General features: G+C 38.1%; 10 protein-coding genes, 1 tRNA gene and 1 pseudogene. 10 read left to right on the top strand and 2 right to left on the bottom strand.

From position 1 onward, the window contains the following. Positions 1 to 116 precede the first annotated feature (116 nt). Positions 117 to 596 carry a CcdC family protein gene (locus KHA99_RS04515; protein ID WP_213116211.1) on the top strand — a complete coding sequence of 160 codons (480 nt, stop codon included), beginning with the start codon at positions 117 to 119 and terminating at the stop codon, positions 594 to 596. Positions 597 to 1,034: 438 nt separating this feature from the next. Here KHA99_RS04515 and KHA99_RS04510 read toward each other — a convergent pair whose 3' ends face one another. Then, positions 1,035 to 1,466, bottom strand: a complete 432-nt coding sequence (locus KHA99_RS04510; RefSeq protein ID WP_213116210.1) for a DUF2621 domain-containing protein — start codon at positions 1,464 to 1,466, stop codon at positions 1,035 to 1,037. Between the two features lie 244 nt (positions 1,467 to 1,710). Here KHA99_RS04510 and KHA99_RS04505 point away from each other — a divergent pair. Next, positions 1,711 to 1,807, top strand: a tRNA-Sec gene (locus KHA99_RS04505). A gap of 176 nt (positions 1,808 to 1,983) precedes the next feature. On the opposite strand, the gene KHA99_RS04500 is transcribed toward KHA99_RS04505, so the two are convergent. Next, complete coding sequence (locus KHA99_RS04500; protein WP_213116209.1) at positions 1,984 to 3,537, bottom strand: ABC-F family ATP-binding cassette domain-containing protein; 1,554 nt, start codon at positions 3,535 to 3,537, stop codon at positions 1,984 to 1,986. Positions 3,538 to 4,197: 660 nt separating this feature from the next. Between KHA99_RS04500 and KHA99_RS04495 the strand changes: the two are divergent. From KHA99_RS04495 to KHA99_RS04460, 8 genes and pseudogenes are all read left to right on the top strand, one after another. Further along, positions 4,198 to 4,428 (top strand): annotated as a pseudogene (locus tag KHA99_RS04495) (restriction endonuclease subunit S); the annotation flags it as partial. Between the two features lie 583 nt (positions 4,429 to 5,011). Next, positions 5,012 to 6,205 (top strand): CaiB/BaiF CoA transferase family protein, encoded by a 1,194-nt coding sequence (locus KHA99_RS04490; protein WP_213116207.1) that lies wholly within the window; start codon positions 5,012 to 5,014, stop codon positions 6,203 to 6,205. A gap of 15 nt (positions 6,206 to 6,220) precedes the next feature. Continuing rightward, positions 6,221 to 7,153 carry a hydroxymethylglutaryl-CoA lyase gene (locus KHA99_RS04485; RefSeq protein WP_213116206.1) on the top strand — a complete coding sequence of 311 codons (933 nt, stop codon included), beginning with the start codon at positions 6,221 to 6,223 and terminating at the stop codon, positions 7,151 to 7,153. Positions 7,154 to 7,197: 44 nt separating this feature from the next. Beyond that, positions 7,198 to 8,358, top strand: a complete 1,161-nt coding sequence (locus KHA99_RS04480) for an acyl-CoA dehydrogenase family protein (protein ID WP_284037586.1) — start codon at positions 7,198 to 7,200, stop codon at positions 8,356 to 8,358. A 28-nt stretch (positions 8,359 to 8,386) separates the two neighbouring features. Beyond that, entirely contained in the window at positions 8,387 to 9,172 is a 786-nt protein-coding gene (locus KHA99_RS04475) for an enoyl-CoA hydratase/isomerase family protein (protein WP_213116204.1), read from the top strand. 12 nt (positions 9,173 to 9,184) lie between these two features. Next, positions 9,185 to 10,603, top strand: coding sequence for an MmgE/PrpD family protein (locus KHA99_RS04470; RefSeq protein WP_213116203.1), 1,419 nt, complete (start codon positions 9,185 to 9,187; stop codon positions 10,601 to 10,603). A gap of 11 nt (positions 10,604 to 10,614) precedes the next feature. Continuing rightward, on the top strand, positions 10,615 to 11,655 hold the full coding sequence (locus KHA99_RS04465) for a TRAP transporter substrate-binding protein (protein ID WP_213116202.1): 1,041 nt from the start codon (positions 10,615 to 10,617) through the stop codon (positions 11,653 to 11,655). 94 nt (positions 11,656 to 11,749) lie between these two features. Further along, on the top strand, positions 11,750 to 12,256 hold the full coding sequence (locus KHA99_RS04460) for a TRAP transporter small permease (protein WP_213116201.1): 507 nt from the start codon (positions 11,750 to 11,752) through the stop codon (positions 12,254 to 12,256).

Here is a 12,256-nt window from a genome sequence, read left to right as displayed (position 1 = left end):
ACTAGTTTCCTTGTGCATTCAATTTTTCCACGAGGATAACAGTAAAAATCTTTATCCCATTTTCATAATTATGAAGTATAATGGGAAAGTAAATTAAAGGGTAAGGAATGAATCCAATGAATTACGTTCTTCTTTCAACGATTGGTGCCGTTTTTATGGGCACTTTAGCATTTTTTGTACGAATGAAAGCTGCCGCAAAGCCCACCAGTGTAAAAAAGATTATCTTACCGCCAGTATTTATGTCGAGTGGGGCATTAATGTATGTAGTTCCGCAATTCAGATTAACGCCAATGGAAATACTCGAGGCTGTGGTGGTGGGGATGTTTTTCTCCATTTTCCTGATTAAAACATCGAAGTTCGAGATTCGTGACAATGATATTTATTTAAAGAGGTCAAAAGCGTTTGTCTTTATCTTAGTCGGCCTGTTACTTATTCGAATCGTTTTGAAATCCATTCTAAGCAGCACGATTGACGTCGGCCAATTAAGCGGCATGTTCTTCCTGCTGGCATTTAGCATGATTGTGCCTTGGCGTGTTGCGATGTATCGGTCTTATAAGAAGCTTTATAAAGAGCTTCATGGAATAAAATTGTTGTAGTTTATGGAACACTGGCTTTTAAGGGCCAGTGTTTTTCTAATTTAATAGAGGTCTACGTGCCTGAAAAGGATGAAAGTGCTAAAGAAAGGTCACGTAGGAAAGGTCTACGTACCCGAAAAGGGTGATTAGGCTAAGTAATGGTCACGTAGGAAGGTTCTACGTGACCGAATAAGGTGAAGGTGAGAAGGAAAGGTCACGTAGAAGGGTTCTACGTGACCGAAAAGGGTGAAGGTGAGAAGGAAAGGTCACGTAGAAGAATTCTACGTGACCGAAAAGGGTGAAGATGCGAAGGAAAGGTCACGTAGAAGAGATCTATGTGCCCGAAAAGGGTGAAGGTGAGAAGGAAAGGTCACGTAGAAGGGTTCTTCGTGTTTGAAAGATAAATGTGATCAGGAAATGGTTATGTATAAAAACAAAAAAACCGTTCCTAAGAACGGCCTAAAATAAATGCTCATACGGAGCAACATCAATTTTATTCTCAAATAGCTTTTTTCGTAAAAACTTATGATCCCTTTTAGGAGTAGCTTGGATATAGCCGCGAATGACCAATTCTTCTGTAATTTTTGAAGCTTTTTCATTTAGGGCAAGCTCGCCAATCTTTCCGGCGATTTTGTGCCGCGCGACATCACGGAATAATTCTGGAACAGGGCTGACTAAATCCTCAAGCAACGATTTTTCCTCAGGCCCCCATAAATGGCGGGATTCATTAACGTAATGCTCCTCCCAATCCATATCAGACTTGCCATCTTCTTTCGGAAGCTTTTTTAAAAATTTACGGAACATAAAAAATCCGCCAATGCCAAATGCTCCTATTAAAAAGAATGTCCAAAAAAGGATAAACCACAAAAACCAACCTTGAAGTTGAAACATGTTATTTCACCTACATAAACGTTATATTCATCCTTCATTATAGTCGGTTTTTAAGGGAATTGACAAGTTATCATAAAACGCCGATAATGGAAAAGTCTATTTGATAAGGCAATTATTAAAGTTTGCTTCTATTAAGAAAGTTGTCGAAAAAATGACAATACAAGCCAATCTGTTGATTAATACTATATTCCAAGGTAATATTATATTACGAAATACGTGTTGTTAATAACTTTATTTTTATTACGGGGCTGGATGGGGTACTGGTGTCCTCCACAGTCTTCAAAACTGCTTGAGACCTGCGTGCCAGGTCTGGTGGGTTCGATTCCCACGCAGTCCCGCCATACAATAATTCATTATTAAAGCAATAATTAGAAGTCGCTCTTGTTTTTTAAACCGTAATTAAAATTAATTATATCTGTTCGCTAGAGCTCGCTTAATTCATTACTTTACTAAGTCTGTCTACATAAAAAGGGGTACCCAAGTGAATTTTTTTCATTGGGTACCCCTTAATCTTTATTTAAAACACTTTCGTAGTCCAATCCTCACAATTCCAAATATCGGTCGCAATTTCACGATAGAAATCTGGTTCATGGGATACCATCAAGATGCTTCCGCGATATGCCTTTAAAGCACGCTTCAATTCTTCTTTTGCGTCAACATCCAAGTGATTTGTAGGTTCGTCTAGAATTAATAAATTCGTTTCTGTATTAATAATTTTACACAAGCGAACTTTGGCTTTTTCGCCACCAGAAAGGACTTCGATTTTACTTTCAATATGTTTCGTCGTTAATCCACATTTTGCAAGAGCAGCTCGGACTTCAGCCTGATTCATACTTGGGAACTCGCTCCAAATCTCTTCAATACAAGTGTTGTAGTTAGACTGTTTAACTTCCTGCTCGAAGTAACCAATATGTTGATATTCACCACGTTCCACTTTACCTGAAATTGGATCAATCAATCCAAGAATACTTTTTAAAAGAGTAGACTTACCAATACCGTTTGCACCCACGAATGCAATTTTTTGTCCGCGTTCCATTTTCAAATTCAGAGGGCGAGAAAGTGGTTCATTGTAACCAATAACAAGATCTTCAGCCGTGAAAATATAACGACTAGCTGCACGAGCTTCTTTGAAGTTAAACTCTGGTTTCGGCTTCTCTCTCCCCAATTCGATAACATCCATTTTGTCGAGCTTCTTCTGACGAGACATCGCCATATTACGAGTTGCAACACTTGCCTTGTTACGAGCAACAAAATCCTTCAAATCAGCAATTTCTTGTTGTTGGCGCTTGTAAGCGGACTCTAGCTGTTGCTTCTTCATTTCATGAATTTTTAAGAAGTTATCATAGTCACCAACATAGCGATTTAACTCTTGGTTTTCCATATGATAGATTAAGTTTACAACATTGTTCAAGAATGGAATATCATGTGAAATCAAGATAAATGCATTCTCATATTCCTGTAAATAGCGCTTCAACCATTCGATATGCTGTTCATCCAAATAGTTCGTAGGCTCGTCTAGTAATAGGATTTCTGGTTTTTCTAGCAAAAGCTTAGCTAGCAAAACTTTCGTACGTTGCCCACCGCTAAGATCATCTACATCTCGATCGAGTCCAACATCGTCTAATCCTAGACCACGAGCAACTTCCTCAACTTTTGAATTAATTTGATAGAAATCATTACTATCTAGAGTTTCTTGTAGCTCTCCAACTTCTGCAAGCAGTGCATCGATATCAGCACCTTCATCACCCATTTTTGCATAAAGTTCATTGATCTCTGCTTCAGCGTCAAATAGATATTGAAAAGCAGTACTCAGAGCGTCACGCATCGTAGTACCTTTTTGAAGTACAGCATGCTGATCTAAATAACCTACACGAACTTTTCGTGACCACTCAACTTTCCCCTCGTCGGGTTGCAACTTCCCAGTAACAATATTCATGAAAGTAGACTTACCCTCACCATTTGCCCCAACTAGTCCAACATGCTCTCCTTTTAAAAGTCGAAAAGACACATCATTAAAAATCGCACGATCACCGAAACCGTGACTTAAATTTTTTACGTTTAATACACTCATTTTTTTAACCCCTTATCTAATATCACATGTGGATATCTTACTAGATTTTAGCTGCTTTTTCTATCTTAAAGTTATTTTTGTGAAAAATGTAAATTCGATTTTGGGGCTAAATTGAAGTCTGCCCCCTTCTTATTTAAATTAGATTATTGAATTATACTAACTTGGGCGTATAACAATTGGGTAAGTCTATTATACAACCGAACCTGGAGGCAAGATATGAGTTATTCTCATTTGGGAATAACTTTATAAAAAACGAAAGAATTGGTTGAGTTCTTAATTAAAATCTTTTTAAAACAAGTGTAAACTCATTAACACCCCATGTGTTGCCACATACACTCTGCACATGTGGAATGTGGAAATTTCTAGTGTTTGATGGTGTCATATTTGGAAATATGAAACCAATTGGTAAATTCCTTTAAATTAAGTTATCAAAAAATACCTAGAAGAAATAAAACCTATCCTCTAACTTCATAACTGCTTGAGGCATACGTGCCAGGTCTGGTGGGTTCGATTCCCACGCATTCCCGCCATTAAGTCAATTGTATTGAGTGTTTAGCAGCTTTCCTTTGATTAAAGTTTTTACATATTCCTTCACAGTTTCAAACTTATCTACTGTAAGACTGTAAAGAACTTTTCCTTAAAGCTCCGAATAATTTTTTATCGGAGGTTATTTTTATGGAAACGAATGGGTTACTTCAACAACAAGGTGGTTCTAGAACCTATATGTACTTTTCAAAATTAATTGAGTTCGAATCTGAATTTCCAATTATTGAAGAACAGCAAAGGATTGCTGAATTTATAAAAATACTTGATAAAAAAATACAAAAAGAAATTTTAAAACATCAATTAGTTAATCAAAAACAAGCCTTCATGCAACAAATGTTTATCTAATGTAAACAGCACCTTCCAAACTAAATGGAATGGTGCTTTTCCTGTTTCAAAATAAAGCTCCTTGATGAAGCAGTTCACCTCACATGGTTAAGCGGCAGCTTTTTTTAAGGCAAAAATGATTTATAATCAATGGATTAATTGTTAGATATCCCCTCATATTAAGATAAATTTCCGTCCAATCTAATACCGAGACAACGAAGAAACCAATTCCAAATACTGTTTAACTCCTCATGCACACCATGTACTTATGATTCCCACACTTGAAATAGGAGGTTTGATTAGTTCTAATATTATATTTCTAAATCATGTTTTACCATAAAATTCATAAATGTATGATCACACATTGTTTATCAAATTTGATTCCTAGTACAAATAAACGTAGGTTTATATAAGCTATAGAAAATCTTAATAATGATAATAGAAATTATATCTTAGACTTATATTTTTCTGAATGTTATAAATAGTATAACTATTAGGGGTGTTTGAAATTAAGTTAATTCAGAATAATAGGGAAGAAAGTAATGAAATTACAAACTGTATTAGATTTAAAGATATATAAATTTAACGAAAGGTGATGCAAACAATGTCAAACATTCTTGAAAATATTACGGTGATCGATTGGACGCAAAATGTTGCAGGACCTTATTGTACCCAGTTATTGGGAGACCTTGGAGCAACGATCATTAAAATTGAACGTCCAGGTACCGGAGATGATACTAGACAATGGAATTCGCCTTCATGGGAGGATGAAGCGACCGCTTTTCTTGCATTCAACAGAAATAAAAAGAGTGTCTGTATAGATGCAAATGATTCAAAAGGCCAGGAAGTCATAAAAAAATTAGTGGAACATGCGGATGTATTCATTCACAGTTTAAAACCAGGCAGCGCCGAGAAGCGTGGACTAGGATATGAACAACTAGCAAAAATTAACCCTTCATTAATTTATACCTCAATCAGTGCATTTGGTGAATCAGGTCCATTACGGGCATATCCAGGTTATGATCCTCTTATTCAAGCATATACGGGAATTATGAGTGTTACTGGAAACCCCGGTGATGATCCTGCTCGAGTTGGGGTTTCTATTATTGATATGGCAACTGGTATGTGGGCACTTACCGGCATTCTTTCTGCGATTATAAATCGTTCAAACACGGGTAAAGGTTGTTTAGTTGGAGCGAGTTTGCTAGAAACAGGATTAGGATGGATGAACTTACCTTTGACGAACTATATGGCTACGAGGAAGGTCCCTGAGAAGTTTGGTACTGGTACGGCCATGGTAGCTCCATATGAGGCTTTTCGAACCAAGGATAGCTGGGTTATTATAGCCGCTGGTAACAATCGTCTCTTTTCATCTTTATGCCATGCCCTTGGTATACCTGAGCTATTAAATGATCCGAGATTTGAAAGTAATAAAAATAGAGTTGCAAATCGTAAAGAATTGCATCAGACCGTAGAAGAGCGCTGCCTTGGGTTCAATACTACATCAATAATAAAAATTCTCCAACAAGCAAATGTCCCTTGTAGTCCTATTAATTCGACTAACGATGTATATGAAGACGAACAAATTAATTCATTAGAAATAATAAAGAAAATAGATGGATTCAGAATTTCAAATTTTAAAATAATTGATCTACCTATCCGCATCAATAATCAAAGAAGTACTTTCCGTTTGCCGCCACCTTTGCTTGGTGAACATACCGAAGAGATTTTAAAGCAAGCTGGATACAATTCAGAAGAAATTGAATTACTTAAAACTGAAAAAGTTGTTGGAGGGTAGGAAGGAGAACAAAAAGTGGGATTACCTAAAAGTGTCGTTATTTATGAAGTTGGCCCCCGAGAGGGATTCCAGATAGAAGATGGCCTTATTTCCACGAATGATAAAGTGAAATTGGTTAACGGTCTTAGCGAAACCGGACTCACAAGCATCGAAGTAACTTCCTTTGTTAGTCCGAAATGGGTACCCCAAATGGCAGATGCAGAAGAAGTATTATCCCAAATAAAAAGGAAAGAAGGGGTATCGTATAGGACTGTATATCTTAATATAAAGGGATTACATAGGGCATATCAGAACAGTGTGACATTGGATGGAGTGTTAATGCTTACGGCAAGTAATACGTTCTCAAAAAGGAATACGAATAAAGACATTAAAGAAACCTTATCAACTATTCCTTCCTGGATTCAAGCATATAAGGAATATAAAATTCCGGTAGAACAGATTGCAGTTATGGCAGCATTTGGCTGTAATTTTGAAGGGGATATAGAACAACGGAAAATATTGGATATTCTAAGGCGAACCGTCCAAATGGCAGAGGAAAATGGGGAAACAATCCAAAAATTTAAGTTGGCTGATACCATGGGGTGGGCGAACCCGCAACAAATAAAAAACATGATCTATACGATAAGAAATGAATGGCCACAAATTAAAATTCTTTTGCATCTTCATGATACACGTGGTCTCGGAATGGCTAATGCTTATGCAGCAATGGAGGAAGGAGTGAATGAATTTGAAACCGCACTTGGCGGGTTAGGCGGCTGTCCATTTGCGGCAGTCAAAGGTGCTGCTGGAAATATTGCCACAGAAGATTTTGTCTTTATGTGTATGGAACTAGGTATCGGCACAGGGATCAATCTTGATTTATTAATTGAAAACGTTTCCGCGGCAGAAATGATCGTTGGTCATTCACTGCCAGGACATCTTTTAAGAGGGGGACTTCTAAGAAGATAGATTCATTATTTAATATTTTCATATTAAGAATGGGAGGATTTAAGGTGAACTTTGAATTTAATGACTTACAGAATGAGATTCGTTTAGGTGTGAGGTCTTTATGTTCGCGATTTGATTTGAACTATTGGAGCAATTGTGATAAAGAGGGTGTGTATCCAGAGGAATTTGTAAGATCAATGAGCGAAGCAGGATGGTTAGGAATACTTATTCCAGAGGAATATGGCGGGGCTGGTTTGGGTATGACAGAGGCAGCGATTGTATTAGAGGAGATTAATCGTTCAGGCGGCCTCGGAGCGGCTTGTCATGCGCAAATGTATACTATGGGCTCTGTTCTTAGGCATGGAAGTAAGGAACAAAAGGAAAAATATTTACCGTTAATTGCAAACGGAACCCTGCGTTTACAGGCCTTCGGTATCACAGAACCCGATGCTGGTTCGGATACAACTAAGATTAAAACGTTTGCGAGAAAAACAGATAATGGATATGTCATTAATGGGCAAAAAATCTTTATTTCTCGTTATCAGCATTCGGACATGATTTTATTGCTTGCACGGACAACACCATTAGAACAAGTAAAAAGGAAAATTGACGGGATGAGTCTTTTTTTAATTGACTTAAGAAAAGTAGGAAGTGCAATTGAGGCCAAACCGATCAAGACCATGATAAATCATGAGACAAATATACTTTTTATAAATGAATTGGAAGTACCCGAGAACTGTTTAGTAGGCGAGGAGGGAAAAGGGTTCTACTACTTACTAGATGGAATTAATGCAGAGAGAATTTTAGTTGCAAGTGAATGCATAGGGGATGGAAAGTGGTTCATAGAACAGGCAGTAAGATATGCAAATGAACGAGTCGTTTTTGATCGTCCTATTGGGAAAAATCAGGGTATCCAGTTCCCTATTGCGAAAGCTTACATGGCTGTCCAAGCAGCTGAAACGATGAATTTTAAAGCAGCATCAAAGTTTGATAACGGACTTCCTTGCGGAGAGGAAGCGAATATGGCTAAATATTTGGCATCAGAGGCATCCTGGGAAGCTGGGGACGTAACGATGACTACATTTGGTGGATACGGAGTAGCAGAAGAATATCATATTGAACGGAAATGGCGAGAAACTCGTTTATTCCGTACGGCCCCGATCTCCAATAACCTAGTATTGAGTTATATTGCTGAGCATAGTTTGAAATTACCAAGATCTTATTAATTTGGGCGGAAAAGGAGAAAAAAATAGAATGAGTGACCTTCTAATAGAATATAAGGGAGCAGCAAATGAAATTTTGACGGTTACGCTTAATAGACCTGAGGTTATGAATGCATTAAATACACAGCTTTTTAAGGAGTTACTGCAGCTTTTTAGAGAACAATCACATAATGAGGATCTAAGATGTATTGTTTTAACCGGAGCAGGGGAAAAGGCTTTCTGTTCAGGTGGGGATTTAAAAGAAAGAAATGGCATGTCAGATGAAGATTGGAAGAAGCAGCATCATTTAATAGAAGAATTGTTCCTATGCGTTAGAGATTTTCCAATCCCAGTGATAACGGCAGTCGAGGGTTATGCATTTGCGGGTGGATGTGAACTAGCGCTTATGAGTGATTTTATTATCGCTTCTGAAACGGCTAAATTTGCTCTGACTGAAACAACCAGAGGTATTATGCCAGGCGGAGGGGGATTGCAAAACTTGCCAAGAAGCATAGGGATACGAAGAGCTAAGGAAATGATTTTTACAGGCCGGCAGATTGACGCTCAACTTGCCTATGAATGGGGTTTAGTCAATCGTATTGTTTCAAAAGGGGAAGCTATGAAAACAGCGCTAGAATTGGCTGTCCAAATAGCAGAAAGTGCCCCATTATCTATAAAAATGGCAAAAATGGCCATGAATAGAGGAACTGAAGTAGATTTCCATACCGCTTATGCTCTTGATATTGCTGCCTATAATGTGTTGGTTCCAACCGAGGATAGGTTAGAAGGGGTAGCAGCATTTAATGAAAAAAGAAAACCAAAATGGAAAAACAGATAGGAGGGTTGATGAATGCCATCTTCCCTAATAGATAGATTAGTAGAATATATAACAACATGCCATTATCAACAATTGCCGGAAAAATTGATATTACAAGCTAAATATGCCATTTTGGACACTGTTGGTGTTGCTGTGGCGGGATGGAACGAACCCGTTGTTCAGATTGTAAAACGCGGGTACATGTCAGAGAATCCATCTAAAAAAGCATCGCTTTTAGGAGAACCAAGTTTTACGGAATTGGAATATGCGGCGCTTATTAATGGGACAGCGAGTCACGCCTTAGACTATGATGATGTATCTCCTAGTATCCTTGCTCATCCAAGTGCACCGATTCTAGCAGCAGTCATTCCGCTTGCAGAGCATCTACAGTGTTCGAGTAAAGATGTCATAACTGCTTATGCTATCGGAACTGAAGTAATGATAAAGTTAGGACTTGTCATGGGGCACAAGCATTATGACTTAGGATGGCATGCTACAGATACGCTTGGGACCATTGGAGCTGCGGCTGCTTGTGCCTACCTCATGAATTTAAATCGTGATCAGATTGCCCATGCAATTGGAATCGCATGCTCGATGTCCGGAGGGTTGCAGAAAAATTTTGGTACGATGACTAAACCCTTCCATGTAGGACTAGCTAGTTCACATGGTCTTCAAGCAGCATGGCTAGCTAAACAAGGGTTAACCGCAAATAAGGATGTTTTTGAAAGTAGAGGCTTTTTCTTTTCATTTAGCGGTGGAATGGAAAAGGTGAATTTAATAGATGGTATTCAGTTTGGAAAACCGTATAGCATACTAGAAGCAGGTCTTTCTATTAAGAAGTTCCCATGCTGTTACCTCACACATCGAATGATTCAAGGGGCGTTAGATCTAAAGGACGAGTTTCAACTTGAATTAAGTGATGTAATGGGAATAAAAATTGTAACGCCGCCAGCCGGGCTGGTCGCATTAATACATCATCTCCCGAAAACAGGCTTGCAAGGAAAGTTTAGTGCTGAATATACCGTGTTAGCTGCAATCAGAGATGGTCATGTAGGATTATCTACGTTTGAAGATGATCAGGTACAAACGCCTGAAATTCAACAACTTTTACCACAGGTTAAAGCCATCGAGGAGGAAGGTGAGATACTTCTAGGGCATGATTTAGAAAAAAATCCAATCCAGATTCTTGTCACAACGAAGAATGGAATATTGAAAAAAGACATTTTGCTTACACCAGGGTCTAAGGAAAGCCCGTTAAGTCAAGAGGATCTTCGTTTGAAATGGCAGGACTGTATCGCTCATTGGATAAAGAAATCAGGTATAGATAATTCCGCTTATCTGGGTGAAAGGGCTAGTAACCTATTTAATAAAGGTTTATTAATAGAGGATTATGATAAATTTGGTAGCTGGTTGATAGAGTTACGTGAATTTCATTTAATTAATAAAAAATAGGGAGGCTCAATATGTTTAAATTTTGGAATAAAAGTATACTAATTGGTACGATTTTGCTTCTCATCCTTGCAGGATGCGGTAAATCCTCGGAAACCTCCTCAAAACAAAATGGGGACGCACAAAAAGAGATGGATGTACGAATTTCCTATAATTTGCCAGCCGAACATTCTACAGGGATTTATTTTGAAGAGCTAGCAAAGGAAATTAAGAAAAATACAGCAAATACCTCTATTAAATTGAATCCTCAAACCTTTCCAAACGGTCAGTTATATAATGACCAACAATTACCAGATGCGGTAAGTAACGGAGCGGTTGAAATTGGACAATTAAACGTTGGTTTTCTTGCAGGGGAAGATGCAGAGCCTCTGCGTATTGTTGACTTACCTTTCCTATTTGATTCATGGGAAGCAGAGTGGGCAGCTGAGGATGGGGAATATGGAAAACTATTTGGTAAGCAGTTAGAAAAGTATAACATGAAAATGATTGGCTTTGCACAATACGGAACGGTGGAATTATATGCGAATAAGACAATAAAGCTGCCTGAAAATCTAAAGGGATTAAAAATGAGGGCATTTGGCAAAGGGAACGCCCTTATGTTAGAAGAAATAGGGGCATCGCCCGTTAGTATGAGTTCCCAAGAAGTTTATCAGGCCATGCAGCAAGGGACCATAGATGGATACTCAACTGGACCATCATCTGTTGTAGACCGGGGACTTACCGAGGTAACAAAATATGGGACTGATATGCAAATACATTACCTTCCCTTCCAGTCGGTTGTAAATATGGATTGGTGGAATAAGCTTCCAGAGGATGTACAAAATGCAGTGCTAAAAGCTTCCGAGACAGCGCAGAAAGCTTCTCGCGAAAAGGCTAAAAGTGATGCTGAAGAGTATCTACAAAAACTTTCCGCTAAGGGATTGGAGCTTTATAAACCATCTGCGGAAGATCGGAAGAAATGGGTAGATTCAGTAAAGGGCCGTTATGATTATTATTTAAAAAAATCAGGGGATACGGGGAAACAGCTATATGATGCAGCTCAAAAGGCAAACTAACACGAATCAGTAAATTGCTACATTCATTGAATAATAGGTACGGGAGGATGGATCCTCCCGTACCAAAACTTTAAACAAGGAGGGTGAAAAGCAAATGCATTTTTTCTTAAAAATGATCTATAAGGTTCAACATACTTGCGTCTATATTTCAGCATCTTTAATGGCAATTTTAGCTATTTCTATTTTTTATGATGTAGTAGCCAGGTATATTTTTAATTCTCCTACAATCTGGGCAAATGAAGTATCAACCTATATTTTACAATTTATTGTGTTTTTCACAATGGGTTGTATTCAAATGGAAGGAAAGCAGTTGCGTGTAACGTTTTTAATCGAAAGATTGAAGGGGACTCCACGAAAAATTTTGGAAGCCTTTTCAGCGTTTCTAATTCTCCCTTACTCCATTGTACTTGTAGTGTACGGATATCAATATACCAAAAATGCTTTTAGATTAGGTATGGGGTCACCTACCCTCCTTGAAATCCCTTTATGGATACCCTATTCATTTATCTGTATTGGTGGGGTTCTTCTTGTAATTGCAGCGGTATGTTCAGTAATCCAAGCTTGGATGCCAGAACAGCTTAAAACGGAAAGGAGTGTATAA

The sequence above is a fragment of the Neobacillus rhizophilus genome (assembly GCF_018343535.1).
Classification (GTDB): Bacteria; Bacillota; Bacilli; order Bacillales; family Cytobacillaceae; genus Neobacillus; species Neobacillus rhizophilus.
The sequence above is the reverse complement of the archived record's forward strand: the minus strand, read 5'-3'. Positions and strand labels throughout refer to the sequence as shown.

What these genes read in the sequence shown, in the direction of transcription:
- KHA99_RS04510 (WP_213116210.1), bottom strand. Translation starts at nt 1,466, where the DNA reads ATGTTTCAACTTCAAGGTTGGTTTTTGTGGTTTATCCTTTTTTGGACA.
- KHA99_RS04500 (WP_213116209.1), bottom strand. Translation starts at nt 3,537, where the DNA reads ATGAGTGTATTAAACGTAAAAAATTTAAGTCACGGTTTCGGTGATCGT.
- KHA99_RS04515 (WP_213116211.1), top strand. Translation starts at nt 117, where the DNA reads ATGAATTACGTTCTTCTTTCAACGATTGGTGCCGTTTTTATGGGCACT.
- KHA99_RS04470 (WP_213116203.1), top strand. Translation starts at nt 9,185, where the DNA reads ATGCCATCTTCCCTAATAGATAGATTAGTAGAATATATAACAACATGC.
- KHA99_RS04490 (WP_213116207.1), top strand. Translation starts at nt 5,012, where the DNA reads ATGTCAAACATTCTTGAAAATATTACGGTGATCGATTGGACGCAAAAT.
- KHA99_RS04460 (WP_213116201.1), top strand. Translation starts at nt 11,750, where the DNA reads ATGCATTTTTTCTTAAAAATGATCTATAAGGTTCAACATACTTGCGTC.
- KHA99_RS04475 (WP_213116204.1), top strand. Translation starts at nt 8,387, where the DNA reads ATGAGTGACCTTCTAATAGAATATAAGGGAGCAGCAAATGAAATTTTG.
- KHA99_RS04465 (WP_213116202.1), top strand. Translation starts at nt 10,615, where the DNA reads ATGTTTAAATTTTGGAATAAAAGTATACTAATTGGTACGATTTTGCTT.